This window comes from Arthrobacter sp. TJ-217, assembly GCF_058269255.1.
In genome coordinates this window covers 472,896-499,136 of the sequence record NZ_JBZCNJ010000002.1, presented here as the reverse complement: position 1 = coordinate 499,136, position 26,241 = coordinate 472,896, and the positions used below count along the sequence as shown (strand labels likewise).

The 26,241-nt window shown below is 69.2% G+C and carries 27 protein-coding genes; 11 read left to right on the top strand and 16 right to left on the bottom strand.

Annotated features, from left to right (window positions below; translation table 11 throughout):
* Positions 1 to 21: 21 nt before the first annotated feature.
* Complete coding sequence (locus tag AC4D2R_RS05440; protein WP_490938243.1) at positions 22 to 588, bottom strand: GtrA family protein; 567 nt, start codon at positions 586 to 588, stop codon at positions 22 to 24.
* Positions 589 to 810: 222 nt separating this feature from the next.
* Between AC4D2R_RS05440 and AC4D2R_RS05435 the strand changes: the two genes are divergently transcribed.
* Genes AC4D2R_RS05435 through manA form a run of 4 tightly spaced genes read left to right on the top strand, consistent with a single transcriptional unit; the run spans position 811 to position 5,444 of the window.
* Positions 811 to 2,010 carry a 5-(carboxyamino)imidazole ribonucleotide synthase gene (locus tag AC4D2R_RS05435; RefSeq protein ID WP_490938241.1) on the top strand — a complete coding sequence of 400 codons (1,200 nt, stop codon included), beginning with the start codon at positions 811 to 813 and terminating at the stop codon, positions 2,008 to 2,010.
* Positions 2,011 to 2,033: 23 nt separating this feature from the next.
* Entirely contained in the window at positions 2,034 to 2,537 is a 504-nt protein-coding gene (gene purE / locus AC4D2R_RS05430; protein WP_490902399.1) for a 5-(carboxyamino)imidazole ribonucleotide mutase, read from the top strand.
* Complete coding sequence (locus AC4D2R_RS05425; RefSeq protein ID WP_490938239.1) at positions 2,534 to 4,123, top strand: LCP family protein; 1,590 nt, start codon at positions 2,534 to 2,536, stop codon at positions 4,121 to 4,123. Before purE ends, AC4D2R_RS05425 begins: the two co-directional genes overlap by 4 nt.
* Before the next feature lie 31 nt (positions 4,124 to 4,154).
* Complete coding sequence (manA, locus tag AC4D2R_RS05420; RefSeq protein WP_490938237.1) at positions 4,155 to 5,444, top strand: mannose-6-phosphate isomerase, class I; 1,290 nt, start codon at positions 4,155 to 4,157, stop codon at positions 5,442 to 5,444.
* Here the strand turns inward: manA and AC4D2R_RS05415 are convergent.
* From AC4D2R_RS05415 to glpX, 4 genes are all read right to left on the bottom strand, one after another.
* On the bottom strand, positions 5,413 to 6,438 hold the full coding sequence (locus tag AC4D2R_RS05415; RefSeq protein ID WP_490938235.1) for a lipid II:glycine glycyltransferase FemX: 1,026 nt from the start codon (positions 6,436 to 6,438) through the stop codon (positions 5,413 to 5,415). The genes manA and AC4D2R_RS05415 overlap by 32 nt on opposite strands.
* Positions 6,439 to 6,513: 75 nt before the next feature.
* Complete coding sequence (locus AC4D2R_RS05410; RefSeq protein WP_490938233.1) at positions 6,514 to 6,885, bottom strand: VOC family protein; 372 nt, start codon at positions 6,883 to 6,885, stop codon at positions 6,514 to 6,516.
* A gap of 16 nt (positions 6,886 to 6,901) precedes the next feature.
* The gene (locus AC4D2R_RS05405; RefSeq protein WP_490938231.1) at positions 6,902 to 8,074 is read right to left on the bottom strand and encodes a Gfo/Idh/MocA family protein; all 1,173 of its coding nucleotides are present in this window, start codon (positions 8,072 to 8,074) and stop codon (positions 6,902 to 6,904) included.
* A gap of 54 nt (positions 8,075 to 8,128) precedes the next feature.
* Positions 8,129 to 9,166, bottom strand: coding sequence for a class II fructose-bisphosphatase (glpX, locus tag AC4D2R_RS05400; RefSeq protein ID WP_490938229.1), 1,038 nt, complete (start codon positions 9,164 to 9,166; stop codon positions 8,129 to 8,131).
* A gap of 206 nt (positions 9,167 to 9,372) precedes the next feature.
* On the opposite strand from glpX, the gene AC4D2R_RS05395 reads away from it, so the two are divergent.
* The 3 genes from AC4D2R_RS05395 to AC4D2R_RS05385 are packed head-to-tail and all read left to right on the top strand — an operon-like array spanning position 9,373 to position 12,111.
* A complete protein-coding gene (locus tag AC4D2R_RS05395; RefSeq protein ID WP_490938227.1) occupies positions 9,373 to 10,014 on the top strand; it encodes a DUF4245 domain-containing protein in 642 nt (213 codons plus the stop codon).
* 20 nt (positions 10,015 to 10,034) lie between these two features.
* Positions 10,035 to 10,649, top strand: a complete 615-nt coding sequence (locus AC4D2R_RS05390; RefSeq protein ID WP_490938225.1) for a carbonic anhydrase — start codon at positions 10,035 to 10,037, stop codon at positions 10,647 to 10,649.
* 22 nt (positions 10,650 to 10,671) lie between these two features.
* Positions 10,672 to 12,111, top strand: a complete 1,440-nt coding sequence (locus tag AC4D2R_RS05385) for a class II fumarate hydratase (RefSeq protein WP_490902269.1) — start codon at positions 10,672 to 10,674, stop codon at positions 12,109 to 12,111.
* A gap of 144 nt (positions 12,112 to 12,255) precedes the next feature.
* Here the strand turns inward: AC4D2R_RS05385 and AC4D2R_RS05380 are convergent, their stop codons facing one another.
* Complete coding sequence (locus AC4D2R_RS05380; RefSeq protein WP_490902268.1) at positions 12,256 to 12,726, bottom strand: NUDIX hydrolase; 471 nt, start codon at positions 12,724 to 12,726, stop codon at positions 12,256 to 12,258.
* A gap of 4 nt (positions 12,727 to 12,730) precedes the next feature.
* Positions 12,731 to 13,237, bottom strand: coding sequence for a prepilin peptidase (locus AC4D2R_RS05375; protein ID WP_490938223.1), 507 nt, complete (start codon positions 13,235 to 13,237; stop codon positions 12,731 to 12,733).
* A gap of 57 nt (positions 13,238 to 13,294) precedes the next feature.
* On the opposite strand from AC4D2R_RS05375, the gene AC4D2R_RS05370 reads away from it, so the two are divergent.
* Entirely contained in the window at positions 13,295 to 14,059 is a 765-nt protein-coding gene (locus AC4D2R_RS05370; protein ID WP_490938221.1) for a hypothetical protein, read from the top strand.
* Between the two features lie 42 nt (positions 14,060 to 14,101).
* Here AC4D2R_RS05370 and phoH2 read toward each other — a convergent pair whose 3' ends face one another.
* Together phoH2 and AC4D2R_RS05360 are read right to left on the bottom strand one after the other, a co-directional pair.
* Positions 14,102 to 15,442: an RNA 5'-3' helicase PhoH2 gene (gene phoH2 / locus AC4D2R_RS05365; protein WP_490938219.1), complete on the bottom strand. Its 1,341-nt coding sequence runs from the start codon at positions 15,440 to 15,442 to the stop codon at positions 14,102 to 14,104.
* 232 nt (positions 15,443 to 15,674) lie between these two features.
* Positions 15,675 to 16,436: an isoprenyl transferase gene (locus AC4D2R_RS05360; protein WP_490902261.1), complete on the bottom strand. Its 762-nt coding sequence runs from the start codon at positions 16,434 to 16,436 to the stop codon at positions 15,675 to 15,677.
* A 159-nt stretch (positions 16,437 to 16,595) separates the two neighbouring features.
* Here AC4D2R_RS05360 and trhA point away from each other — a divergent pair, with 159 nt between their 5' ends.
* The gene (gene trhA / locus AC4D2R_RS05355) at positions 16,596 to 17,327 is read left to right on the top strand and encodes a PAQR family membrane homeostasis protein TrhA (protein ID WP_490938217.1); all 732 of its coding nucleotides are present in this window, start codon (positions 16,596 to 16,598) and stop codon (positions 17,325 to 17,327) included.
* Positions 17,328 to 17,337: 10 nt separating this feature from the next.
* On the opposite strand, the gene AC4D2R_RS05350 is transcribed toward trhA, so the two are convergent.
* The 3 genes from AC4D2R_RS05350 to mca all read right to left on the bottom strand — a co-directional run bounded on the left by AC4D2R_RS05350 (position 17,338) and on the right by mca (position 20,766).
* Entirely contained in the window at positions 17,338 to 19,425 is a 2,088-nt protein-coding gene (locus AC4D2R_RS05350; protein WP_490938215.1) for a thioredoxin domain-containing protein, read from the bottom strand.
* Positions 19,426 to 19,428: 3 nt separating this feature from the next.
* A complete protein-coding gene (locus tag AC4D2R_RS05345) occupies positions 19,429 to 19,779 on the bottom strand; it encodes a hypothetical protein (protein ID WP_490938213.1) in 351 nt (116 codons plus the stop codon).
* 66 nt (positions 19,780 to 19,845) lie between these two features.
* Entirely contained in the window at positions 19,846 to 20,766 is a 921-nt protein-coding gene (mca, locus tag AC4D2R_RS05340; RefSeq protein ID WP_490938211.1) for a mycothiol conjugate amidase Mca, read from the bottom strand.
* Between the two features lie 90 nt (positions 20,767 to 20,856).
* Here mca and AC4D2R_RS05335 point away from each other — a divergent pair, with 90 nt between their 5' ends.
* Both AC4D2R_RS05335 and greA read left to right on the top strand, forming a co-directional pair.
* A complete protein-coding gene (locus AC4D2R_RS05335) occupies positions 20,857 to 21,285 on the top strand; it encodes a DUF4307 domain-containing protein (protein ID WP_490902254.1) in 429 nt (142 codons plus the stop codon).
* 305 nt (positions 21,286 to 21,590) lie between these two features.
* Positions 21,591 to 22,082 carry a transcription elongation factor GreA gene (greA, locus tag AC4D2R_RS05330; protein WP_490902252.1) on the top strand — a complete coding sequence of 164 codons (492 nt, stop codon included), beginning with the start codon at positions 21,591 to 21,593 and terminating at the stop codon, positions 22,080 to 22,082.
* Here the strand turns inward: greA and AC4D2R_RS05325 are convergent.
* From AC4D2R_RS05325 to AC4D2R_RS05310, 4 genes are all read right to left on the bottom strand, one after another.
* The gene (locus tag AC4D2R_RS05325; protein WP_490938209.1) at positions 22,079 to 22,684 is read right to left on the bottom strand and encodes a rhomboid family intramembrane serine protease; all 606 of its coding nucleotides are present in this window, start codon (positions 22,682 to 22,684) and stop codon (positions 22,079 to 22,081) included. The two genes, greA and AC4D2R_RS05325, sit on opposite strands and share 4 nt — an antisense overlap.
* A gap of 1 nt (position 22,685) precedes the next feature.
* A complete protein-coding gene (ilvA, locus tag AC4D2R_RS05320; RefSeq protein ID WP_490938207.1) occupies positions 22,686 to 23,981 on the bottom strand; it encodes a threonine ammonia-lyase in 1,296 nt (431 codons plus the stop codon).
* A complete protein-coding gene (locus AC4D2R_RS05315; protein WP_490938379.1) occupies positions 23,978 to 25,150 on the bottom strand; it encodes an AI-2E family transporter in 1,173 nt (390 codons plus the stop codon). Before AC4D2R_RS05315 ends, ilvA begins: the two co-directional genes overlap by 4 nt.
* Before the next feature lie 121 nt (positions 25,151 to 25,271).
* Positions 25,272 to 26,186, bottom strand: coding sequence for an aldose 1-epimerase family protein (locus tag AC4D2R_RS05310; RefSeq protein WP_490938205.1), 915 nt, complete (start codon positions 26,184 to 26,186; stop codon positions 25,272 to 25,274).
* Positions 26,187 to 26,241: the final 55 nt, after the last annotated feature.

Below are 26,241 nucleotides of genomic sequence, written 5' to 3'. Positions count from 1 at the left end.
GGATCGCAGGAGCCGGGAAGCCTAGGAGTCGGTCGGTTCGGCGACGGGCACCCGGGCGCGGGCGCCGTCCCCGCTATCCTGCGCGGTTGCGGGGGCTCCGCTGGGAAGGTGGAGGAGTTCGTGGTCGTGGCTGAAGGCGGGATCCTCGTCGAGTTCGGCATTGAAGACCCAGAAGCGGTAGGCGACAAAGCGCAGCACAGTGGCGAGGACCGTTCCGGCGATCCCCGCGGCGAAAAGGAGCCCTCGGTCGGAGATGTCGAGCGGATACTTGGCGATCCACACGCAGCCGGCGGCGATCCCCATGCCGATCACGTTGATCAGGACGAACATTGACAGTTCACGAAGTGGATTCGCCTGCCTCCGGTGCCGGAACGTCCAGTACCTGTTGGCCACCCACGCGAACACCGTGGCGACGGACGCCGATACGAACCGCGCCTTGACCTCGCTGTCGGCCATCGGTCCGTGGATGAGGTACCAGAACAACCCGTTGTCTATGACAAATGCCACTCCGCCGACGGCTCCGAACTTCGCCACCTCGCGCCAGAAAAGAGAGGCGAGGCCCCGGACGCGCTCTGCGAGTAGTGACAATCTGACCTCCGGGTAAAGGGATTTGTGCGGCGATGATGCAGCGGTTTGTGCCGCAATGCCGGCGGAGCCGGTCGGGCGCCGAGGGGGCCTCGGGGTGCCGGGGCCGTCCATCCGGCGTACAAACTCCCATTTTACGTGCCGTTTCTGCGCGTTGGCTCAGAACTTCCTCTCAGCCAACGGGCCGATCCCAGCGATTCCATCGAGGGTGGGTACCCTGAGGGGGTGACTTTTCCAGTAATCGGCGTGGTTGGCGGCGGCCAGCTCGCCCGCATGATGGCAGTTCCCGCGGTCGAACTGGGCTTTGAACTCCGTGTCCTCGCCGAAGGCCCCGACGTTTCGGCTGTTGCCGCCGTGGCCCACTCGACGGTGGGCGACTACACCGACGCGGACGCGCTCGGAGCGTTCGCCGCCGGCGTCGATGTCCTGACATTCGACCACGAGCACGTGCCGGGCGAGCTGCTCGGGAAGCTCGCCGCGTCAGGGGTGAACGTGCAGCCTCCGCCCGCGGCCCTGGCCCACGCCCAGGACAAGCTGCTCATGCGGCGCGCCGTCGAGGACCTTGGCCTGCCCAACCCCCGGTGGGCTGCGGTGAGCGACCTCGACTCGCTCGCGCAGTTCGGCGATGCGGCAGGGTGGCCGGTCGTCCTCAAGACCCCGCGCGGCGGGTACGACGGCAAGGGCGTGCTCGTCCTCAGGTCGCCGGAGGATCTCCGCTCCGCCGCGGGCTGGTTCACGGGTTCGGCGCTGCTCGCCGAGGAATTCGTAAACTTCAGCCGGGAGCTCTCGGTGCTCGTTGCGCGGACGCCGTCGGGAGCCAGCAGTGCCTGGCCGGTTGTGCAGTCGATCCAGGTGGACAGCGTCTGCGACGAAGTGATCGCCCCCGCGCCGGAGCTTCCCGCTGACACCGCCCAGGCGGCAACCGCCGCGGCGCTGCGCATCGCGGATGAACTCGGCGTCACCGGCGTCATGGCGGTCGAACTTTTCGAAACCCCCGATTCTCCGGCCGGTTTCCTCATCAACGAGCTCGCGATGCGCCCGCACAACTCCGGGCACTGGACCATCGACGGGTCGGTGACGAGCCAGTTCGAACAGCACCTGCGCGCCGTGCTTGACCTGCCGCTTGGCGACACCGCGGCAACCGGTCCGGTTGTCGTCATGAAGAACTACCTCGGGGGCGCAAACCCCGACATCTTCAGCGCCTACCGTGCCGCGCTGTCGGCCGAGCCGTCCGCTAAGGTGCACTTTTATGGCAAATCGGTCCGCCCGGGCCGCAAGATCGGCCATGTCAACGCCGTCGGCGCCCCGGGTGAAAGCCTCGACGTCGTCCGGGCCCGTGCCGCCCGGACCGCCGCCGTCCTGCGCGACGGGGATGATCAGCGCACCGCGCCCGGCGGCGGGAACTCCTGGAAGGAAGATCAGTGACCAACCCCCTGGTAGGACTCGTGATGGGGTCGGACTCCGACTGGCCCGTGCTTAAGGCTGCCGCGGAGGCGCTCGAGGAGTTCGGCATCCCCTACGAGGCGGACGTGGTTTCGGCACACCGGATGCCCGTTGAAATGATCGAGTACGGCCAGCGGGCCGCGGGGCGGGGCCTGCGGGTCATCATCGCCGGTGCAGGCGGAGCAGCGCACCTGCCCGGGATGCTCGCCTCCGTCACCCCCCTGCCGGTGATCGGGGTCCCCGTGCCGCTGAAGTACCTCGACGGAATGGACTCGCTCTTGTCGATCGTGCAGATGCCCGCGGGCGTGCCCGTGGCCGCGGTGTCGATCGGCGGTGCCCGCAATGCCGGCCTGCTGGCGGTGCGCGTCCTTGCCGCAGGTGAGGGCGAAGCCGCAGGGAAACTGCGGCAGGACCTCGACGCCTTTGCCGCTTCACTCAAGGAAACCGCGGTCCGGAAGGGGGCGGCCCTCCGGGAGCGCGCCCCGCAGCAGGCTGCGGAGTCGAAATGATCACAGGCATCCGGCCCGCACAGGGCCCGGTTGGAGACGCGCCGGGACGCCTGACCAACCCCGTCCGCTTTCCCCAGTCCGCTCCCCCGGCGGTGCGCACCAAGCGTGCCTTCTTCCTGCTGGCCCTTACCCTTTTCCTGCCCGGTTCGGCACAGGTCGTCGCCGGGAACCGCAGCCTTGGGCGGAAGGCGCTGCGGGTGACCTTCGTCGTGTGGGCCGCCGCGATCGCCGGGGTGCTCGCCGCCCTCGCGAACCGCCAGTTCGCCGTGAGCGTTGTGACAAACACCTGGTCCTCCCTTGCCCTGATGTCCGTCCTGCTCGTCCTTGCCGTGTGCTGGGCCCTGCTGTTCATCAACACGCTCCGGATCATCCGTCCGCCCCTGCTCGAGCGAGGCGTGCGCCCCCTTGTGGCAGCCGCAATGGCCGGGCTCATGGTCATCACCAGCGGCTCGCTCGCCTACGGCGCGTACCTGCTGGGGGTGGGCCGCTCCACCGTCGGCTCGATCTTCCAGGCCGGGCCTGCCTTCGATCCGGTTGACGGCCGCTACAACTTCCTGCTCATGGGAGGCGATGCCGGGGAGGACCGCACCGGGCGCCGCCCCGACAGCATCTCGGTTATCAGCGTCGATGCGAAGACCGGCGCGACGGTGACGTTCAGCATCCCGCGCAACTTCCAGAACGCGCCGTTCCCCGAGGACTCGCCCCTGCACGAGGTGTATCCGGACGGGTACAACTGCGGCGACGAATGCATCATCAACAGCCTCTACACGACGGTGTCGCAGAACTACGCCGACCTCTACCCGGACAGCGCCGATCCGGGAGCCGAAGCCATGATGGACGCCGCGTCAGGGGTGCTCGGCCTTGAGGTGCAGGGGTATCTCCTCGTCGACATGACCGGGTTCGAGAAGCTCATCGACGCGATGGGCGGCATCCGGATCGACGCCGGCGGCTGGGTTCCGATCTCGGGTCCGGACATCCCGGGGACCGACCCGGTGCGCCATTACCCGCCCGAAGGCTGGATTCCGCCAGGCGTCCAGACCCTCGACGGCTACCACGCCCTCTGGTACGCCCGCTCGCGTGAGTTCGTCACGGACTACGACCGCATCGCCCGCCAGCAGTGCGTCCAGCAGGCGATGATCGCCCAGCTCGATCCGGCGACACTGCTGACGCGCTTCCAGTCGATCGCCGCCGCGGGAACGCAGATCGTTGAGACTGACATTCCCCAGGACCAGCTCGGCAGCTTCGTTGACCTCGCGCTGAAGGCAAAGGACCACGAAACCCGCCGCCTGACCATCGGCCCGCCCGACTTCGGCACGCCCGCCGACAACTTCGTCACCTACCCCGAGTTCCCCAAGATCCACTCCCGGGTCCAGGCGGAGCTGGCGTCCGCGAGCGGGAACGAGCCCTCGGCAGCCGGGGCCGGCGTGCTCCAGGCGGAAAGGACCGCGCTGACCGGCCCGGCAGTCCCGGCACAGGCACCAGAGTCGGGGATCACCGAGGCGTACCTCCAGGAGCTCGCCACGATCGGTGACGACGCGACGCTCAGCACGCTTCTCGCAAACAATGGAGAATGTTCCCCAGCCTGACCCAGAAGCCCGAGCCACGGAGGAGAGTCCCATGTACCTGTTGGACAACACGCTGCGCCCCTACGCGTGGGGCTCTCCCACCGCAATCGCCGAGCTCCTTGGCCGGAAGCCCTCGGGCGGCCCCGAGGCGGAACTGTGGATCGGAGCCCACCCCGACTCCCCCTCAGTGGCCACACTGCCCGACGGGGAAAAGGTTCCGCTCGACCGCCTGATCGGGGCCGACCCGGAACGCACCCTTGGCGCCGCAACAGCCTCACGCTTCGGTGGGCGGCTTCCGTACCTGATGAAGGTGCTCGCCGCCGAGTCGGCGCTGTCGCTGCAGGTGCATCCCGACCCGGCGCAGGCCGCGGCCGGGTTCGAAGCCGAGGAAAAGGCCGGCGTTCCGGCCGACGCCGGGAACCGGAACTACAAGGACGGCAACCACAAGCCCGAGATGATCTTCGCCCTCACCCGGTTCGACGCGCTGTGCGGCTTCCGCCCGGTGCGGGAAGCCGCGGCGGTCTTCACGTACCTCGCCGGGATCTGCGAGCCGCACTCCGAGGAGGCGGACCTGCTCACGACCGTTGCCTCGGAGCTGGAATCGGGCAGCCCCGAAGGCCTGCGGTCGGCGTTCGAAATGCTGCTCTCCGCCGGGTCCGACGTCGTCGCGGCGGTCGAAGCCGCCGTCGCCGCGCCGGGCGCCCCGGACCCGGCGCCGGCCGCCGACCTCGCCACCGTGGCCGAGCTTGGTTCCCAGTACCCCGGCGACCCGGGCGTGCTCGTGGCCCTGCTCCTCAACCGCGTCCGCCTCAACCCGGAAGAGGCCCTCTACCTGCCGGCGGGAAACATCCACGCCTACCTCAGCGGACTGGGCGTCGAGGTGATGGCCTCCTCGGACAACGTGCTGCGCGGAGGGCTGACCCCCAAGCACGTTGACGTGCCGGAGCTGCTGCGCACCGTTGTCTTCGAACCGCTTGCCCCACCGGCGCTTGCCGCCGAGACCACGATGCTCGGGCAGGAGCTTTACCGCCCGCCGTTCGACGAGTTCCAGCTGCAGCGCATCGAGCTCTCCCCGGTGAGCGGGGAACCGGACAGCGTCGCGCCGTCGCACGTCCCGCTCGCACAGAACGGGCCCACCGTGGTGCTCGCCGTGTCGGGGTCGATCCTGCTCGACTCCCCCAAGTCCGACCTGCTGCTCACCCGGGGCCAGAGCGCCTTCATTCCCGCCAACGAAGCCCCGGTCCTCATCCGGCCCGCCGGCGGGGATGCCTCCGGCGGCGCCGTCGCGTTCGCCGTGACCGTCGCCGGCCCTAGCGCCGAACGCGGGAGGCAACCTGCTTGACGGCCCTGCGGCCGCGCTGGAGGCCCTTCTTGGCGAGCGGCAGCGCCGACGCGAAGAGTGGATACGCAGGTGAGAGCGGCCGGTCCCAGGTGCCGGCGAGCTGGTTCTCGTGACCAGCCCAGCCCATCTTGAAACGGGAGACGCCGTCGTTGAGCAGCCCGTTGAAGTCGTAGCGGGAGATGCCGCGGTCCTTCATCTCCCTGATGGCGAACCACTTCAGCGCGTAGTTCGCGCGGAGCCGCTCGCCCTCGTCGGTCATGCCGCCGTACAGCTCGAACGCGGTGCCGGTGCTTGCCGAGAGCCAGAGGAACGCGACGACGTCGCTGCCGCTGAACGCCGCATACACCGGTGAGGCATCCCCGAGGTTGTCGAAGATGTCGAGGTAGTAGCCGTCCTGGTGGATGCCGAAACCGGCCCGCTCGGCGGTCTGGTGGTAGACGGCCAGGCACTGGGCGAGCTCGCCGCGGGTGACCCTGCGGTAGTCGAGGGCCTCCTTGGCCGACTTCCGGATGTACTGGCGGTGCTTCTTGCTCATCCCGGCGAGCAGTTCCTCCTCCGAGAGCGAGAGGTCGAGGATCAGGGTCCGGCCGATGAGGATCGTGTTGGTGCTGGACTTCCAGCCCGCAGCCGGCAGCTGCGCGGCCGGGCCGGACCCGGCGTCCCAGTCGGGTTCGATGGACAGGGCAACGGACCGGTGCGTGGAGCGCACGTACCCGGTGAGCGCGTCGAGGACCTCCAATTCCCTGCCCGGTGCCGCCTGCGGCCCGCGCGGGATATAGGCGAGGCTGCGCAGCGGGAAGGGGAGCTTTTTCAGGAGGATCTGGGCCGATCCGACGAGGTTCCCATCCTCGAAGACCTCAACGCGGTCGACCGACCACCCGTGGGCCGCCTTCGTCATGCCCCACCCCCACAGCTGCTGGGGATGCCCGTTGTGGGAGTTCACTGTCGAATCCCAGCGGGCACGGTCGAAGCACAAAGTAAGGGAGAGGTTCATACCCCAACCTTATCGGCCTCCCCCGGGCGCCCTGCCCACCCGGGCCGTCCCGGCGCCGGACGCGCGAGGGTCTGCTCAGCCTGCCGCGACGATCTGCTGCAGGCTCCAGCCGTTGCCGTCGGGGTCGGCGAAGTAGACGAACCTGCCCCAGGGCTGGTCGTCGACGCCGGTTGCCTCAACCCCGCGCCCGCGCAGGTGGGCGAGCGCTTCGTCGGCGTCCGGAACCACGATCTGAATGCCCTGCTGCGAGCCCGGCGCCATCGGCGTGATACCGGTCCCCATCACCACCGAGCAGGCCGAACCGGGCGGGGTGAGCTGGACGAAGCGCAGGTCCTCGTTCACCCGGTGGTCGTGGTCCAGGACGAACCCCACCTGGTCCACGTAGAAGTGGATTGCCCTGTCGACGTCTGATACCGGCACGGGAACCAGTTCGATTTTCCAGTCCATTGTCGTTTCCTTCCGGTTAGGGCAGCCGGACCAGGGTGCTCTTGTCCCTGGCGCTGGCTTCGATGGCGGCGAGGATGCGCTGGATCTGCAGTCCGTCCTCGAAGGACGGGCTCGGACTGGTTCCGGCGCCGACTGCGGTCAGGAACTCGCTGAGCTGGTGGGTGAACGAGTGTTCCCACCCCAGCAGGTGCCCCTGCGGCCACCACGCCTCAAGGTAGGGGTGGTCGGGGTCTGTGACGAGCACGCGGGTGAAGCCCTGGGCGGCGGCGTCGCGCCCGCCGTCGAAGAACGAGAGCTCGTTGAGGGACTCCGAGTCGAAGGCCAGTGAACCCTTGGTGCCGAACACCTCGATGCGCAGCGCGTTTTTCCTGCCGAAGGCCATCCTCGACACCTCCACGCTGGCAATGGCGCCGCCGGCCATCGACATCGTGGCCCAGACGGCGTCATCGACCGTCACCTCCTGCGGCCCCTCGGGCCCGTTCCGGGAACCGACGAAGGTGTGCATCCTGCCCGACACCTCGGTCACCGTGTCGCCTAGGAGGAACTGCACCTGGTCGATCGCGTGCGAGGCGATGTCACCGAGGGCCCCCGAGCCGGCCCTTTCCTTCATCAGGCGCCACACCATCGGGGATTCGGGGTCGGTGAGCCAGTCCTGGAGGTAGGCGGTACGCACCTGGCGGATCTCCCCGAGGCGGCCCTCGGCGATGAACCTGCGGGCCAGGGCCAGGGCAGGAACCCTGCGGAAGTTGAAGCCGACCATCGACTGGACGCCGCGGTCCCGCGCCGAGCGGGCTGCAGCGACCATCGCCTCGGCTTCGGCCACCGTGTTGGCCAGCGGTTTCTCCACGAGGACGTGCTTGCCTGCCTCGAGCGCTGCCACGCCGATTTCGGCGTGGAGCCAGCCCGGCGCGCAGATGTCGACGATGTCGATGTCGTCGCGGTCCAGGATCCGGCGCCAGTCCGTCTCTGACTCCTGCCAGCCGTAGCGCATCGCGGCGTCGGCCACCGAGTCGGCGTCGCGCCCCACAAGGACCCGCTGCTCGAACGCCGGGACGTCGAAGTAGCTGGCAACGTTCCGCCAGGCGTTGGAGTGGGCCTTGCCCATGAAGGCGTACCCGATCACGGCGACGCCCAGCGGCCGGGCCGGGCGTTCTCCGGGGTTTGCGCCAGGGTTCGCTGGAGTGGTCACTGTCGGCGTCCTCGCTCGCGGTCGGTGTCCTTCGGGCGGAGATGGAACCGGGGCCTACGTCAGGCGGGCGTAGCTTTCCCACTTGTGGGCCTGGTGCTCGCCGTCCACAACCCGGATGGTCCCGGACTTGGAGCGCATGACGATCGACTGGGTGAGGACCTTGTCCTTGTTATAGCGCACCCCGCGCAGGAGGTCGCCGTCGGTGATGCCGGTTGCCGCGAAATAGCAGTTGTCGCTGGTGACGAGGTCGTCGGTCGACAGGACGCGGTCGAGGTCGTGCCCCGCGTCGAGCGCCTTCTGCTTCTCGTCGTCGCTTGTGGGCCACAGCCGGCCCTGGATCACGCCGCCGAGGGTCTTGATGGCGCAGGCCGCGACGATCCCCTCCGGGGTTCCGCCGATGCCCATCAGCGCGTCGACGTCGGTGCCCTCGCGGGCCGCGGCGATTGCGCCGGCGACGTCGCCGTCCATGATGAACTTCGTGCGGGCTCCGGCGGCGCGGATCTCCTCGATCAGCGGCTTGTGGCGGTCGCGGTCGAGCACCATGACGTTGAGCTGGCTGACCTTCTTGCCCTTGGACTTGGCGATCAGGTGCAGGTTCTGCTTCACGGGCAGCCGCAGGTCGACCATGTCGGCGGCCTCGGGGCCGGTCACGAGCTTCTCCATGTAGAAAACCGCCGAGGGGTCGAACATGGTGCCGCGTTCGGCGACGGCGAGCACCGCGAGCGCGTTATTGATGCCCAGGGCGGTCAGGCGGGTCCCGTCGATCGGGTCGACGGCGACGTCGCACTCGGGGCCGCTGCCGTCGCCCACCCGCTCGCCGTTGAACAGCATCGGCGCCTCGTCCTTCTCGCCCTCACCGATTACAACGATGCCGTTGAAGTGGACGGTCGAGAGCAGGGAGCGCATCGCGTCGACGGCGGCGCCGTCGGCGAGGTTCTTGTCGCCGAAACCGACCCAGTGGCCTCCGGCGATCGCGGCGGCCTCGGTGACCCGGACGAGCTCCAGCGCAAGGTTCCGGTCCGGTTCCTTGTCCCCCACGGCCAGCGCCGGGGAGATTGTTGAATACTGGGCGTTCTTTGCGTTCTCTGTCACGTCAGTCCTCGTCGTTGAAGGTGGTGATGCGGGGCGGTCCTGCTGCAATCATAGTGGCGGCGGCCGCCCCGGGCACCGGCATTACACCCAGGCGTGCCGGAACACGCCGGTGCGTGCGGGGTGCGGCACAGTGCGTGGCCGGGCGCCGGGCGGGAAGCCCCGCGGCCGGTTATGCTCCAGCGGCAGGCATGGGGGAAAATGAAAAAGTGAGCGATGCGAAGCAAGGACCCCCCGACGGCGCTGCTGCGCCCGAGCCCGAGGCGCCGGAGATCAAGCCGGTCCTGACGCCGAACCAGGCCAAGCGGGTCAACTCGACGGTCGTGGGCATGCTGATGGCCGTGGGCGTGACCCTCGCCGTCGTCATCGCCGTGGTCCTGCTCAACCCCACGCACACCGCCGAGACGTACCAGCGCAATATCGACGTCGGAACGGTTGCCGAACAGGCCGCCGACGACGCCGGCTACCTCCCGGCAGCACCGTCCCTGCCCGGCGGCTGGACCTCCAACTTCGCCCGCTGGACCACCGGTGCCGGCGACGGCGTCGACTACTGGGAGGTCGGCTACCTCACCGCGGGAGGCGGGTTCATCCAGCTCACCCAGACGAACGAGGGCAACCCGTCGTGGCTCTCCCAGCGTGTCGGACCGGCCCAGGTCTCGGGCGAGCGGATCATCAGCGGGGTGAAATGGCAGCTGCTCGAGCGCTCCGAGGGCGACACGTTCCTCACCTCGGAGGTGGACGGCACAACGCTCGTCCTCAACGGCGAAGCCGACCTCGCGGAGTTCGACACGCTCGGTGCCGCCGTCCTGAAAAAAGTGTCGGGCGCGTCATCGACCGCCCCGGCACCGTGATCGGGAAGTAGAGTGGCCCGGTGACCAAGCAACTGACCCCCGCCGAGGCCTGGCTCCGTCTCCAGGAAGGCAACGCCCGGTTCGTCGCGGCCGATTCCTCCCATCCGAACCAGGACGCGTCGCGTCGGACGTCCCTGGTGCACAACCAGAACCCGTTCGCCGTCATCTTCGGGTGCTCCGATTCCCGCCTCGCCGCCGAGATCATCTTCGACTTGGGGCTCGGCGATGTCTTCGTTGTCCGCACCGCGGGCCAGGTGATCGACGACGCCGTCCTGGGCTCCCTGGAATACAGCGTGGGTGTGCTCGGCGTCCCGCTGATCGTGATCCTCGGCCACGACAACTGCGGCGCCGTCACCGCGACAATGGAAGCCATCGACACCGGCGACATGCCCACCGGGTTCCTCCGCGACCTGGTCGAGCGCATCACCCCCTCGGTGCTCACCGCCCGGCGCGCCGGGACCACCGATGTCAACGCCACGGCCGTCGAACACGTCAAGCAGACATCGAAGCGCCTCATCGACAGTTCCCGGGTCATTTCCGACGCCGTGGAGGCCGGCTCGACCGCCGTCGTCGGCGTATCCTACCGACTCGCGGAGGGTAAGGCCGTACTGGTTTCCGGATTTGGCGCCCTGTAACCCCTGAGGTGAGAATTGGCGCATGAGCCAATCGCCTGAAACCAGCCCCCGGGACGACGACTTCCGCATCGAGCACGACACGATGGGCGAGGTCCGGGTTCCCGCCCGCGCCCTGTACCGCGCACAGACCCAGCGCGCCGTCGAGAACTTCCCGATTTCCGGGACCACCCTTGAACGGGCGCACATCGAAGCGCTTGCCCGGATCAAGAAGGCCGCCGCGGCGGCCAACGCGGAACTGGGGGTGCTCGACGAGGAGCGCGCCCGTGCCATCCAGTCGGCGGCCCAGGAGGTGGCCGAGGGACGGTACGACGGCGACTTCCCCGTCGACATCTACCAGACCGGCTCCGGCACCTCCTCGAACATGAACGCCAACGAGGTCATCGCCACGCTCGCAACGCGCGCCCTCGAAGCCGCAGGCAGCACGACGACGGTCCACCCGAACGACCACGTCAACGCCTCGCAGTCCTCGAACGACGTGTTCCCCACTTCGGTGCACGTCGCCGCCACCTCGGCGCTGACGAACGACCTGATCCCCGCGCTCGACCACCTGGCCACCGCACTGGAGCGCAAGGCCAAGGAGTTCAGCACGGTGGTCAAGTCCGGGCGCACCCACCTCATGGACGCCACCCCCGTCACCCTCGGGCAGGAGTTCGGCGGCTATGCGGCCCAGGTCCGCTACGGCATCGAGCGCATTGAGGCCTCCCTCCCGCGCGTCGCCGAGGTTCCGCTGGGCGGCACCGCCGTCGGCACCGGCATCAACACGCCCGCCGGGTTCCCTGCGCGCGTCATCGAACTGCTTGCCGAAGACACGGGCCTGCCCCTGACCGAGGCGCGCGACCACTTCGAGGCCCAGGCCAACCGTGACGGCCTCGTCGAGGTCTCCGGGATGCTGCGCACGATCGCCGTCTCACTCACCAAGATCCACAACGACCTGCGCTGGCTCGGCTCGGGCCCGAACACCGGCCTCGGGGAAATTGCCCTGCCGGACCTGCAGCCGGGCTCCTCGATCATGCCGGGCAAGGTCAATCCCGTCATCCCGGAGGCCGTGCTCATGGTCTGCGCACAGGTGATCGGCAACGACGCTACCGTCGCCTGGGCCGGAACCAACGGCGCCTTCGAGCTCAATGTGGGAATCCCCGTGATTGCCCGCAACGTCCTGGAGTCGGTCCGCCTGCTCAGCAACTCCTGCAGGGTCTCGGCCGACCGCATGGTCGACGGCATCACCGCCAACGTCGAGCGGGCCCGGTTCCTTGCCGAGGCGTCGCCGTCGATCGTGACCCCGCTCAACAAGTACATCGGCTACGAGAACGCGGCGAAGATCGCCAAGAAGGCGGTTGCCGAGGGGCTCACTGTCCGCGAGGCCGTCGTCGCCCTGGGCTTCGTGGAGCGCGGTGAACTCACCGAGGAGCAGCTCGATCAGGCCCTCGACGTCCTGTCGATGACCCGCCCCCCGAGCGCCTGATCCCCGGGGTCCGACCGGGGTCCGCACCCCGGTCGGACCCGCGCACCGGTTAACGACGAACGCACCGGTTATCCCCGGTGCGTTCGTCGTTAACCGGTGCGTTCATCGCATTGAGGTGCGGGAGGCCGGTGGAACGGGCCGCGGTCACCGCTCGAAGGTCGGTACCCCGTCGGCGTCGCGTGCGGTGAGCACCAGCCGCCGGTGCCGGTCATTGAGCGGCGGCAGGTCGTCGAGGGGGAACCAGCGCACGTCGGTGGACTCGTCGTCGTTGACGCGGGCCGTCCCGCCCAGGTACCTGCAGCGGAAGTCGAGGTTGAGGAAGGTGCAGACGTCGCCGTTGGGGAAGGTGATGGGCCCGACGACGCCGATGTCCAGGAGGCACTCGACCTCGACGTCGACGCCGGTCTCCTCGAAGACCTCCCGGCGCATCGCCCGGGCCGGCTCCTCCCCCGGCTCGACCATTCCCGTGATGATGGTCCAGCGGCCGTCGTCGGCGCGCCGGCCCAGCAGCACCTCGCCGGCCTCGTTGTAGACCACGGCACCGACGCCGGGCAGCCACAGCGGGTCGTGGCCGATCTTTTCGCGGATCTCGAGGACAAATTCCGGGGTAGGCATCCCTTCAGATTAGTTCAAGCAGAGCCGCTCCCGCTCCGGCGACGAGGAAGGGGCCGAAGGGCATCCGTGAGGCGGCGGTGCCGCGTTCGGTGGCCATGACGAAGAGCGCCCAGATCCCGCCAAGGACGACGGCGGCAGCGGCGCCCTTGCCCAGGAACGCCCATCCGGCGAATCCGAGGTAGAGCCCGAGCAGCCCGGCGAGCTTCACGTCCCCGAACCCCATCGCGGGAGGATGCAGCACCCGCACGAGGAAGCAGGCTGCGCCCAGGCAGGCCGCCCCGGCCAGCATCGATCCCGCCCGGTGCCACTCCCCTGCAGTGCCGGCGGCTCCGGCCAGCAGGATCCCCGCTGCCGGATAGCTTGGAAGCACGATCCGGTCGGGAAGCCGCCGGGTCCGCGCATCGTAGACGCCCAGGGCGCCGCCGACGACGGCGAAGCCGGTCAGGCCAACGACCAGCAGCCAGAACGCCGCGGGGGCCTGGCTCCAGTACGCGGCCAGAATGCTTCCCACGGCATCACCGTACGCGTTCCAGACCCCGCTGGGATATGGGAGCGCTAGAATGTGGAAATGTCGGCCACCCCCAGCGCCTCTCCGGCGGACAGTTTCCGTTGCCTCTGCCGCTCCTCGCCCTGGCGGTGGGAGACCCTGCGCTTCGAAGTGTCCTGGACCCTGCCCAACAACGCATCCGAAGCGTCGGGCAAGGCGGTCGGCCCGCTGCGGGCCTGGCTTCGCCGGCCGGCGGCCCTGCGGGTCGAGGCGGCCGACGGCACCCTGCTCCACACCACGACCGGCAACGAGCGCTCCCGCGACGCCCTGTACGTCAGCGCCAAGCGCAAGTCATGGCTGCTCGCGCCGCGCCTGGTCACTCCCGTCTACGATGCGTCGGGGCTGGTCCGCCGGCGCCCCGAGGCCGCGTACGGCGAGCCGGTCTTCGGCGATCCCCGCTGGTCCTCGATGCTTGACCCGGTGGAGCTCGCCGGGGATGCCCCGGTGCCGCTTGCCGTTCCCGGGGCCAACCGGGTTGAACTCGAGGAGATCACCGAGGAGATGTTCGCCGGCCGGCCGGTGCTTGCCGCCGTCGCATCCCCGAACCCCTCCTACGCGCCGGCGGCGCCGGGCTTCCCGCTCATCGGCTCGGGGCGCACCCGGGTGCGCATCGACGTCGAAACGGGTGTCTGCGTCTCCACCCTCGCCCTCGACGGGGATTCCGCAGGGGCCGGACATGAGCTGCGGATCCTCGGCGTCGACGAGTACCTGACCGACGACTACTTCCGGGCCGCGCCCCCGGAACTCAGCGACATCCGGGAGCACGTCCCCTGGCACGTGTCCTAGGGCACCGGGTGTGACGTCCCGGGGCCCGTATGGGGAGCCGGCCTAGGGCACCGGTCCGTCGAGCAGGTCGGTGACAAGTGCAGCGATCGGCGAGCGCTCCGACCGGGTGAGCGTGATGTGACCGAACAGCGGGTGGCCCTTGAGCGTTTCGACGACGGCCGCGATGCCGTCGTGCCGGCCCACCCGGAGGTTGTCGCGCTGGGCGACGTCGTGGGTGAGGATCACCCGCGAGTTCTGCCCGATCCGGCTCATGACTGTCAGCAGCACGTTCTTCTCAAGGGACTGCGCCTCGTCGACGATGACGAACGAATCGTGGAGGCTCCGACCGCGGATGTGGGTCAGCGGAAGCACCTCGAGCATTCCGCGGTCGAGCACCTCCTCCATCACCTCGGAGGACACGAGGGCGCCGAGGGTATCGAAGACCGCCTGCGCCCACGGGTTCATCTTGTCGCTCTCCCCTCCCGGAAGGTAGCCGAGCTCCTGCCCGCCCACCGCGTAGAGGGGCCGGAAGACCACGACCTTCTTGTGTTCGCGCCGTTCGAGGACAGCCTCGAGCCCTGCGCACAGGGCGAGGGCTGACTTGCCGGTTCCGGCCCGCCCGCCCAGGGAGACGATCCCCACCTCCTTGTCGATCAGCAGGTCGATGGCCAGCCGCTGCTCCGCCGAGCGCCCGTGAACGCCGAAGATGTCGCGGTCGCCGCGGACCAGCCGCAGCTGCTTGTCGGCGCCGACCCTGCCCAGGGCGGAGCCCCGGGGCGAGTGGAGGATCGCTCCGGTATTGACGGGCAGGTCCGCGGCATCCACCGAGAACACCGGTTCGCCGGCGTAGAGGGCGCCCATTTCGTCGGTGGTGATGTCGACTTCGGCCACCCCGGTCCAGCCGGAATCCCTCACCAGCTCATTGCGGTACTCATCGGCCTGCAGCCCCATCGCCGACGCCTTGAGCCGCATTGGCAGGTCCTTGGAGACGACGGTGACGTTCCGCCCCTCAACGGCGAGGTTCTTCGCCACGGCAAGGATCCTCGCATCGTTGCCGGAGCCCCGGAACCCGACCGGGAGGATCTCGGGAGAGACATGGTTCAGCTCCACCCGCAGGGTTCCCCCCTCCTCTCCGAGCGGCACCGGCCGGTCGAGCCCTCCATGCCGCACGCGCAGGTCATCGAGCAGGCCCAGGGCCTGGCGGGCGAAGTAGCCCAGTTCCGGATCGTGGCGTTTGCCCTCGAGCTCGGAAATCACGACGACGGGCAGGATCACCTCGTGCTCGGCGAAGCGCAGCAGCGCCCTGGGGTCCGATAGCAGCACCGAGGTGTCGATGACGTAGCTGCGGACGCCCGTGACTGAGGCAGGGGAAGGGGTGGACGGGGTTGGCTCAGTAGTTGCCACATCGACTCCACTCCGGGGCGCCGACGCCCCGAATTCGTAGGTTGGGTGAGGCGGTCCGGCCAGGAGGCCGGAACGGCCTCCCCGCACAATGCAGCGGTTCTTCACTGCACATCGGCGTCATAAGTGGCCTCCCGTCAACCGGCATTCGCCGGTTGATGGAAGTAGAATACGCCCCGGCGCCGTTTGCTGAAGTACGGGCCCCGCGTGTCGGAAGTGAAGATCCGGTGAAGGTTCAGGAACCGAAGCGGCGCTGCCTGCGGCCGTAGTCGCGCAGGGCCCGCAGGAAGTCGACGCGCCGGAAGTCGGGCCAAAGGGCTTCGCAGAAGTAGAACTCGCTGTACGCGCTTTGCCACATGAGGAAACCGGAGAGCCGCTGCTCGCCTGAGGTGCGGATCACCAGGTCGGGGTCCTGCTGCCCGCGCGTGTAGAGGAACGAGGAAATGTGCTGGTCGGTGAGCTCCGCGGCGAGCTGCTCGAGCGTGGTGCCCGAGGCGGCGGCATCGAGCAGCAGCTCCTTGACGGCGTCGACGATCTCCCGGCGCCCGCCGTAGCCGACGGCGACATTCACGTGGACGCCCTCGATGCCTTCGGTCTGGGCTGCGAGGGTGGCGAGCTTCTCGGCGAGGTCGTCAGGAAGCAGTTCGAGCGCGCCGACGGGCTGCACCCGCACCCGGTTGCTTTCCCCGAGGCGGTCGAGCGTGTTGGCGATGATGTCGAGGAGCTGTTCGATTTCGTCCTGCGGGCGCCCCATGTTGTCGGTGGAGAGCATGTAGAGGGTGACGACGTCGACGCCGAGTTCCTCGCACCAGCCCAGGAACTCGTGGATCTTGTCTGCGCCGGCCTGGTGTCCGTGGCTCGTTGGAGCGCCGGCCAGTTTCGCCCAGCGCCGGTTTCCGTCGACCATGACCCCGATGTGGTGGGGGATCCGGTCGGGGGAAAGCCCCCGCTGCAGCTTCCGCTCGTAGATGCCGTAGGCGAACTCAGGAACCTTCAACAACACCTCCTGGCCGCCCTTTCCGTTCCGCCGCACGTCTGCGCCCGGGGTCGGAACGCTACCCCTACGGTACCGGCACTTCCCCGGCGGGTGCTGGAGGCGGCCCGCGAACGGCGCTACCGGCCGGTAGCCTTCACGCGCGTGGACTAGAATTCCGGCATGACTTCGCGCTCCTCCGCGGCCCCCTCCGACGTGCCCGAACCGGCCGGCGGGCCCCTCGGCTCTGCCGTCGAAGCGGTGGCTGACGCCCTCGATCTCAAACCCACCTGGCGTGGCTGGATCCATGCCGGAGCCGCCCCGCTTGCCGTCGCCGCCGGCATCGCGCTCATCCTCCTGGCTCCGACGCCGGGGTTGAAGGTTGCCTCGGCCGTCTATGCGGTCACGGGCACCCTGCTGTTCGGCGTGAGCGCCGTCTACCACCGGGGCACGTGGCGGCCGAAGACCCGCCTGCTGCTCAAGCGCCTCGACCACACGAACATCATGCTGGTCATCGCCGGGTCCTATACCCCGTTGTCGTGGGCGCTGCTGGAGCGCGAGAAGGCCGTGACCCTGCTGTGGGTCATCTGGTCGGGCGCTGTGGCGGGGGTCCTGTTCCGGGTGCTGTGGCTCCACGCCCCGCGGTGGCTTTACGTGCCGATCTACGTGGCCCTGGGCCTGGGCTCGCTGTTCTACCTGCCCGACTTTTTCGCGGCGAGCCCCACCGCGACCGTCCTGATCCTTGTCGGCGGCGTCCTGTACATCGCCGGGGCGGCGTTCTACGCGCTTCGCCGGCCCAATCTCGTCCCGGGGCGCTTCGGCTTCCACGAGTTGTTCCATGCGTTCACCGTCGCCGCGTTCGCTGCCCACTTCGCGGCGATCGCCATTGCGGTCCTGAACCCGGTGAACGGCTGAGCGTCCGCGCTCAGCGCCCCTGCAGCAGCCGGATCAGCTCGTCGGCCGAGTCGACGGGACGCTGGCAGACGCCTGACCTGCACAGGTAGGCCCGCGCGGCGCCGAATTCCCCGGGGGTCCGCCCCTCGAGCAGCGGCACCGCGTCACCCGGGGTTCCCACGGCGAGTGCCAGCCCCGCCCGGGCGTGACGGCGGGCCGCCGCGGCAAGCTCGGCCACGCTGCGCGTGTCGCGTCCGACGACGGCGAGTTCCTGCGGCCCCTCGGCGGCGGCCTGCGCGGCGGCCAGCCCCCACCCCACCGCGGAGGGTGCGCGCCCGGCAAGGGGTGCGACGTAGCGCAGGATCTGGCGGGCGAGTTCGCCGTGTTCGGCCGATCCGCTGTAGGCCGAGTAGGTCAGCAGGGCTGAGGCGAACAGTGCAGTCCCGCTGGGCGTAGGGCCGTCGAGCGGGTCGGAGCCCTCCGCCCTGCCCTGCGCCGCGTGGAGCGGTCCGCCCGGTTCGGCGGAGTCCAGGAGGCGACCGTCGCGCAGGAACCGCTGCGCCGCGGCGAGAAGCGCCTTTTCTCCGGCGGTGTACCAGGCGGGGTCGTACGTGGCGGCGTAGAGGGCGAAGAACCCTTCGGCGCATCCTGCGTAATCCTCGAGCAGTCCTTCGATCCCCGCGGCGCCGCCCGCGTGGGAGACCCGGCGCAGGGTCGAGCCGTCCCAGTGAACGCGCAGCAGGTACCCCGCCGCACGCACCGCCGCGTCGATGAAGCGCTGTTCCCCGAGCGCCGCTCCGGTATCGGCAAGGGCTGCAACGGCGAGCCCGTTCCACCCCGCAACCACCTTGGCGTCGCGGCCGGGCTGGGGGCGGGCGGCACGGGCCGTGCGCAGCAGCGGAGCGGACCTGTCCCACAGCTCCTGCTCCTGGGGTGTCCACCGGCGGCCCGCGTGGAGGGTGAAGGCGCCGCCTTCGACGCTGCCGGCCTCGGTGTCGAACAGCGCAGCGACGGCCTCCCCCTCGGGACCGAGAACCCCGGCCAGGGCGTCGAGCGTCCACACGTAGGTGCCGCCTTCGACCGCGTGCCCGTCGATCAGGGTGTCAGCGTCGAGCGAGGAGGCGAACCCGCCGCCGTCGATGAGCAGCTCGTCGAGCAGCCAGTCGGCGGTGCCGCGGGCGGTGTCAACAGCGAGTGCGCGGTGGCCTGCGCTTTCCGCGGTGAGCGACCATTCGGCGTAGAGGCGCAGCAGCTGGGCGTTGTCGTAGAGCATCTTCTCGAAGTGGGGCACCGCCCACGCGCGGTCGACGGCGTACCGGGCGAAGCCTCCTCCGAGCCGGTCGCGCATTCCCGAAAGCGCCATCGCCTCGAGGGTGCGCGCCGTCATCGCCGCGGCGTCGCCTGCGGTATCGGCGGCGCTGCGGGAGTGGGCGAGAAGGAAGCGCAACGCTGTGGACGGCGGGAACTTGGGCGCCCCGCCGAAGCCGGAGTACACCGGATCCTCCTGCGCGGCCAGGGCGCGGACCGCGTCCGCGAGGACCTCCGCCGGAACGGCACCTTCATCGAACAGGGACCCGCCAGGGGCGCCGAGGACGCCGACGAGGGAGCTCTTCTGCCGCTGCATGTCGCCGAGCCCTTCGGCGAGGGCCTCCGCGCTGCCCTCGACCTCGGCCCGGCGCTCGGTCCACGCCTGGGTCACCGCTTCAAGGATCTGCCGGAATGACGGGCGCCCGCCGGTTGTCTGGGGCGGGAAGTAGGTGCCGGCGAAGAAGGCGCGCCCGTCGGGGAGGGCGAAAACGCTCATGGGCCAGCCGCCCTGACCGGTGATCGCCTGGGTGGCGCCCATGTAGACGGCGTCGACGTCGGGGCGTTCCTCCCGGTCCACCTTGACGCTGACGAAACGGCTGTTGAGGTAGACGGCGACGTCGTCGTCTTCGAACGACTCGTGAGCCATCACATGGCACCAGTGGCAGGCGGCGTAACCCACCGAGATGAAGACGGGGACGTCCCGTTCCCGGGCCTCGGCGAACGCCTCGTCACCGAAGGGCCACCAGTCCACCGGGTTGTCGGCGTGCTGGCGCAGGTACGCCGAGGCCTCGGCATGCAGGCGCCCGCTCACGGTTTACCTGCCGTCTGGTCCGCGGTGCGGATCCGGGACCGGCTTGCGCACCGGGACGGTGCCGTCCCCTGAACCGGGAACACTCCCCTTGTCAGCGGGCCTTCCGGTCGCCGTGCTGCCTCCCGCAGCGGCCGGCGGCGCGTTCTCCGCCTCGGTCAGGGCGTTGTACCGCACCCGCCGGATGCGCTTTGACATGTCACGGATGAGGAAGATCACCGGCACCACAACGAGCAGGGTGAAGATGAAACCCAGGGTTCCCGGAGTCACCGATTCCGAGTCGAGCCCCGGGCGCAGGCCGCTTTCGTCGGCGGCGGACGCCACAAGGAGGGCGGCGGAATGAAGCTGGATAATCACTGTGCACCACTTTCGGATCCGGCGGGCATTCGAGCCGCCGTATCAATTCTACGTGGATTAGAAGTCCTACGCTCGCGGTATTCCGGCGAACAGATCGTCCTCGGGCAGCTGGGTTTCAACGCGCGAATCGATGAGCGAGTAGTCCTCCCACGGCCACGTTTTCCGCTGGAGGTCCGCGGAAACGGCGAAGAAGAATCCTTCGGGGTCGACCTGGGTCCGGTGGGCCAGCAGGGCCTCGTCCCGGGCCTCGAAGAAGTCGCCGCAGTCGATCTGGGTGGTTGTGGCGTGGGTGGGCGCCGGCGGCTGGTGGCCCTCGGCGTCGGTCTCCATCCACTGGGCGATCCGCTCGGCGTACGGAGACTGGATGCCCGCCTCTTCGAGCGCGAAGTGGAGGGCGCGGAAGCGCTCGGGGTTGAAGGCCCGGTCGTAGTACAGCTTGTCGACGCGCCAGGGCTCTCCCAGCCCGGGGTAACGGGAAGCGTCGGCCGCTGCCTCGTACGCCTCGACGGCCACCCGGTGGGCCATGATGTGGTCCGGATGCGGATACCCGCCGTTCTCGTCGTAGCTGAGGATGACGTGGGGACGGAAGTCCCGCACGAGACGCACCAGGGGCGCCGCCGCGCGTTCGAGCGGCTGGAGCGCGAAGCACCCGAAGGGAAGGTCGGGCAGCGGGTCGCCCTCGGGAAGGCCCGAGTCGGCAAAGCCGAGCCAGCGCTGCTTCACGTTAAGCGCTGCTGCGGCACGGGCCATCTCCAGGCGCCGAAGGCCCGGGAGGTCGCGCTTGGCGTGGGCGTTCCCCGACATCGCCGCGTTGAGGATCGATCCGCGTTCACCTCCGGTGCAGGTCGCCACCATCACCTCGACTCCGGCCGCCGCGTACCGGGCCATCGTGGCCGCGCCCTTGCTCGACTCGTCGTCGGGGTGGGCGTGGACCGCAAGAAGGCGGAGGCCGTGTGGGGAACCGGCCGGGAAATCCGTACGTGACAACTGATGCTCCTGGGGAAGTCTGAGGGGTAGAGCTGGGGGGCGGCTCGGGACGGGAGTTTCACCGGGCCGATCAACGGTAAAATATCGGGGGTGAGCTCCGTGCATGCGCCTACCTCAAGAGTATCCAATCGTTACGGTGCCCCAAAGCGGGCGGGCCTTCCCCGGCGGCGCCTGTGGATCGCCCTGGTGCTGGCGGCCGCCGTCGTCGCCGTCGGCTTCTTCGCCTTCAGCAGCGCACAGCAGCGCGTCACCTTCAAGGATGTCGGTTTCGCCATCGACGGAAACTCAGGGATGCGCGTGGATTTCGAGGTCACCAAACCGGCGGATGCGACAGCCCAGTGCGCCGTCCAGGCGCTGAGCCAGGGTTACGCCGTCGTCGGCTGGAAGACGGTCACCATCGGCCCGACCCCGGAGACCGAGGGTGCGAACGGCGGACGCACCACATCACAGCGGGTTGACCTGCGCACCGACTCGGCCGGCGTCACCGGCGGAGTGGACTCCTGCTGGCTCGTTGACTGAGCCTGAGGTACCGGCGGGCGGACCGGTTACGGGACCGCCGCGCCGACAGTCTGCCGGGAGTCGGCGGAGGCCCCGTGGATCCCGCTCTTGGGTTATCTCCGGCAACTGACTAGAATGGACTAACACCCTCGCCCCGCCCCGACGGCAACCCGTGGTCCCCACGGTCACCCAGACGGCGGGGTGTTTGCTTGCTGGTCAATATCGGCGCCGTAATCCCGCTTCTCCACCTGCCCAGATTGTTCGCAGCACACACCACCGGCCGGCCCGCACCAGCGGGTCCGGATGTACCTAAGGAGATACCCCCCGTGTCCACTAACAGCGCACCCGTTGCCTGGCTCACGCAGGAGTCCTACACCCGCCTGAAGGCTGAGCTGGATCACCTCTCCGGCCCCGGACGGACCGAAATCGTTGCCCGCATCGAGCAGGCACGGTCCGAGGGAGACCTGAAGGAGAACGGCGGGTACCACGCCGCGAAAGAGGAACAGGGCAAGGCCGAGGCACGGATCCGCCAGCTCACCCACCTGCTCAACAATGCCCAGGTCGGGGAATCCCCCGCCGACGACGGTGTCGTGGAGCCGGGAATGATGGTGGAGGCGCGGATCGCCGGGGATGTCGAATCCTTCCTGCTCGGCAGCCGCGAGGTGGCAGGCGACACCGACATCAACGTCTACAGCGAGAAGTCACCGCTGGGCGCCGCGATCCAGGGCAAGAAGGCCGGCGACTCGGTCTCCTACACCGCCCCGAACGGCAAGACGATCACCGTCGAGATCATCGCGGCCAAGCCCTACGCCGGCTAGGAGTACCTTCCGGTTCCACCGCGGAAAAGGCGGTCCGTCCCCGAGGGGGCGGGCCGCTTTCTCAGCAGGAACGCCGCAAGGACGCCGCCCGCGGCCCCGAACAGGTGGGCCTGCCAGGAGATGTTCGAGCCGACAACGGGCAGCACCCCCCACAGGATCGAGCCGTACACGAGGAACAGCAGCACGGCGAAGAGGACCTGGGGGATGTTCCGGTTGTAGAAGCCGCGCGCCATCAGGTACGTGAAGAGGCCGAAGACGACGCCGGAGGCGCCGATCGTCAAGCCTCCGCCCACGAGCCACACGCCGAGTCCGGAGACGATCCAGCTGGTTCCGACGGCGACGACGAAGCGCCGGACGCCGTCAAGGAAGGCAAGAAACCCCAGCACCATCAGCGCCAGGGTGTTGCTCAGCAGGTGCCCGAGGCCGCCGTGGAGCAGCGGGGCGAACAGGATCCCATCGAGTCCGCGGACGCGGCGGGGTTCGATGGCGAGGTAGGAGGTCAGCCACGACCCGCTCAGCGTGTTGAACAGGAACACCGCCCAGAGGACGGCCGTGATCCCGCACACGACGAGCAGCCCCTGTTTTGCGCGGCGGGCCAGCATGTCAGCCCGAAATCACGACGGGCTGGAAACCTTCGGCCCGGAGGTTGCTCAGCACCTGCTCGCAGTGCTCGTCGCCCTTGGTCTCCATGTTGATGGTGATCGCCACGTCGCCCATGCTGATCGAGCCGCCGACCCTGGTGTGGTCGACGCCGGTGACATTGGCGTCCGATTCGGCGATGATGCGCGAGATGGTGGCAAGGGAGCCGGGCCGGTCGTCGAGGAGCATGCGGACGACGAGGAACCGTCCCGCGGCGGCTAGGCCGCGCTGGATGACTTTGAGCATGAGCATCGGATCGATGTTGCCGCCCGACAGGATGACCGCCGTGTTGCCCGGCAGGGCCCCGTTTTCGGTGAGCTTTCCATCGAGCAGCGCTGCGACGCCCACCGCGCCGGCGGGTTCGACGACCATCTTGGTGCGCTCGAGCAGGAAGATCAGCGCGCGCGCCAAGGAGTCCTCGCTGACCGTCACCACGTCGTCCACCAGTTCGCGGATGATCGAGAACGGCAGCTGGCCCGGACGGCCGACGGCGATGCCGTCGGCGATTGTTGAGACCTTGGTGAGCGGAACGAGCGCGTCGGCAGCAAGGGACGGCGGGTAGGCTGCGGCGTTTTCGGCCTGCACGCCGATGATGCGGATGTTCCGGCCGAGTTCGCGGGCCCGCGCCTTGACCGCGACGGCGACGCCGGCGAGGAGCCCTCCGCCGCCGACGCCCATGAGGATGGTGTCGACGTCGGGAACCTGTTCGAGGATTTCGAGGCCGACGGTGCCCTGGCCGGCGACGACGTCGACGTTGTCGAAGGGGTGGACGAACACGGCTCCGGTCTCGTCGGCGTGGCGCTTGGCCTCGGCGAGGGCCTCATCGACGTTGTGGCCGTGAAGCACGACCTCGGCGCCGTGCCCGCGGGTTGCTGCGAGTTTGGGGAGAGCGACGCCGACTGGCATGTAGATGCGCGCCTTGATGCCGAGCCGGGCGGCCGCCACTGCCACGCCCTGGGCGTGGTTTCCGGCCGAGGCCGCGACGACCCCCCGGGCCCGCTCCTCCGCCGTCAGCTTCGCCATCCGGGTGTAGGCGCCGCGGACCTTGAAGGAGCCTGCACGCTGGAGGTTCTCGCACTTGAGGGACACGTTCGCGCCGATCAGCCGTCCCAGTGCACGCGACTCCTCGATGGGCGTGCGGGCGATGACTCCCTTGAGCAGGGCCTGGGCGGCCCTGACGTCGTCGAGGGTCACGGGCAGGCGGGCAAGCTCCTCCTCCGTGTGCCCCAGGGCGTCGGGAAGTGCTGTCTGCTCTGTCACGGGGTTTCCTCTTTCTGCAATGGTGGTGGCTGGATCGGTCCGGTGGCCGACGTGGCGCCATCCCCCCGGTACAGGGCGGGGTCGGTCTCCCACGCACGGCGCGCGATGTACCGCACCGAAGTGTTGGCCACGGCGAGCAGCGGCACGGAGAACAGGGCGCCGGGAATCCCCGCGACAATCGTGCCGGCGGTTACCGCGAGGACCACCGCGAGGGGGTGCAGGGCCACGGCGGGGCCCATGATCATCGGCTGGAGGAAATGCCCTTCGAGCTGCTGCACGACCAGCACGATGGCAAGCATGATCAGCGCGTTGACCCAGCCGTTGGCGACCAGCGCCAGCAGGACGGCGAGGAATCCGGTGGCGAGCGCACCGACCACCGGGATGAAGGATCCGATGAACACGAGCACGGCGAGGGGCACGGCAAGGGGAACGCCGATGATGGCGGCGCCTGCCCCGATGCACACGGCGTCGACGAAGGCCACGAGCAGCTGCACCCGGACGTAGTTCGCCATTGAGGACCAGCCGCGCCGCCCGGCGCCGTCGACCGCCGCGCGGGCCCGCACCGGCGCGAGTCCGATGATGAACCGCCAGATCCTTCCGCCGTCGAGCAGGAAGAAGACAAGGGCGAAGACGGTCAGCAGCAGGCCCGCGGCGAAGTGCCCGGCGCTGCTGCCGAAGGACAGCGCCCCGCTGAGGATTGAACCGCTGTTGTCCTGTACGGCGGTGCCGACGTCCTCGAGATAGCGCCGGATCTGGTCCGTGGTGAGGTGGAGCGGGCCCTGGGAAAGCCAGTCGAGCAGCTGCTGCAGGCCGGTCCGCGCCTGGTTCCAGAGGTCGGAGAACCCAAGGGCGAGCTGTCTTCCCACGAGGGAGAGGGAAAGCCCGATGACCAGCACCAGGCCCGCAACGGTCACCGCGACGGCGAGCCCGTTGGGGAAGCGGTGGCGCCGCAGGAAGGCGGTGATGGGAAGCAGCAGGGAGGCGAGCAGTCCGGCGATCATCAGCGGGATCACAACGAGGGAGATGTGGCTGAGCAGCCAGACCAGCGCCCCGGCGACCACCAGCACCAGGCCGACCCGCCAGGACCACGCAGCCGCGACGCGCAGGGCATACGGAACGTCCTCGCGGCCGTCGGCGGCGCGGGCGCCACCGGGTGCGGCGTCGGGCATCACGGGCAGCGCCTCGGGGCCTTCACCGGTACCGGGCACGGCGCGCTGGAGGATCCGCTCGGGGGATCCGCCGGGGAGTCGCTGCATGGATCAATAATTCCACATAAGCCGCACCCGACGGCTATCCGAGTCGGGGCCGGATCCCCCACGACCCGGTGAACGTGCTGCCCGGCTCGAGCCACCGCAGGCCCTCCCCCGAATTGAACGCGTTCGCCGGCGCCGTCATCGGCTCGACGGCGACCGCGCGGGCAACGCCCGGGTAGATCGTGCTGATGTAGACGTGCACGTAGGGAAAGACCGGATCGGCCCAGAGCGTCACCCTTCGGCCGTCCGGCGCCGAAAGGGTGTGCTCGTAGTGCCCGTCGACGTGCGCGAGCCCGGCGAAGGCCGAATCGAAGGCGACATCCCCCACCCGCCTTCCCGCGCGGAGGTCCTGGTCGCCGGCCACGGGATCCTTCCCCGTGGGTATGGAGCGTTCATCGGTGGAGAAGACCTCGTCGGCGAGGACCGTCAGGGTGAGCTCCTCGGTCGGAACGTCCGAAATTTTGAGGTACGGGTGGGCCCCAAGCCCGAATGGTGCGGCGTCGGCGGAGTGGTTCGTCAGGGACTGCTTCACCGTCAGCCCCTCCTCCGTCAGCGAGTACCTGGCCGTGTGCACGAGGTGGAAGGGATAGCCGTGCTGGGGGAAGATCTCCGCGGAAAGTTCGACTTCGTTCTCCGACTGGAACGCCAGCGCGTAGCCCGTGTTGCGCAGCAGTCCGTGGATCGCGTTGCCCTTGCCGAGTTCGGTGATGTCGAGCTTCTGTTCGGCCCCGTTGAGCTGCCACACACCGCCGTCCACCCGGTTGGCCCATGGCGCGAGGAGGATTCCGGCCCCTCCTGCGGGGATCGAGTCCTCACCCCAGGTCTCGGTGAGCTGGACGCCGCCGACGGCATAGGAGCGCAGTGCGGCCGCGAGCGTCGCGATCACCGCGGTGGAGTTTCCGGCGGTCAGGATGTAGTTGGTGCCGGAGGCCGGCGGGGGTGCGGAGTCCATGGCTTCGATGCTACAGCCGCTGCATCCGCCTGCGCCGGGGATTTCCCGGTGGCCT

Excerpts from the sequence above, each read along its gene's own strand:
- trhA (WP_490938217.1), top strand. The coding sequence starts at position 16,596 with ATGACTTCGCGCTCCTCCGCGGCCCCCTCCGACGTGCCCGAACCGGCC.
- purE (WP_490902399.1), top strand. The coding sequence starts at position 2,034 with ATGGGGTCGGACTCCGACTGGCCCGTGCTTAAGGCTGCCGCGGAGGCG.
- AC4D2R_RS05325 (WP_490938209.1), bottom strand. The coding sequence starts at position 22,684 with ATGCTGGCCCGCCGCGCAAAACAGGGGCTGCTCGTCGTGTGCGGGATC.
- AC4D2R_RS05410 (WP_490938233.1), bottom strand. The coding sequence starts at position 6,885 with ATGGACTGGAAAATCGAACTGGTTCCCGTGCCGGTATCAGACGTCGAC.
- AC4D2R_RS05415 (WP_490938235.1), bottom strand. The coding sequence starts at position 6,438 with ATGAACCTCTCCCTTACTTTGTGCTTCGACCGTGCCCGCTGGGATTCG.
- AC4D2R_RS05425 (WP_490938239.1), top strand. The coding sequence starts at position 2,534 with ATGATCACAGGCATCCGGCCCGCACAGGGCCCGGTTGGAGACGCGCCG.
- AC4D2R_RS05310 (WP_490938205.1), bottom strand. The coding sequence starts at position 26,186 with ATGGACTCCGCACCCCCGCCGGCCTCCGGCACCAACTACATCCTGACC.
- AC4D2R_RS05385 (WP_490902269.1), top strand. The coding sequence starts at position 10,672 with ATGAGCCAATCGCCTGAAACCAGCCCCCGGGACGACGACTTCCGCATC.
- AC4D2R_RS05370 (WP_490938221.1), top strand. The coding sequence starts at position 13,295 with ATGTCGGCCACCCCCAGCGCCTCTCCGGCGGACAGTTTCCGTTGCCTC.
- AC4D2R_RS05315 (WP_490938379.1), bottom strand. The coding sequence starts at position 25,150 with ATGCCCGACGCCGCACCCGGTGGCGCCCGCGCCGCCGACGGCCGCGAG.
- AC4D2R_RS05380 (WP_490902268.1), bottom strand. The coding sequence starts at position 12,726 with ATGCCTACCCCGGAATTTGTCCTCGAGATCCGCGAAAAGATCGGCCAC.
- manA (WP_490938237.1), top strand. The coding sequence starts at position 4,155 with ATGTACCTGTTGGACAACACGCTGCGCCCCTACGCGTGGGGCTCTCCC.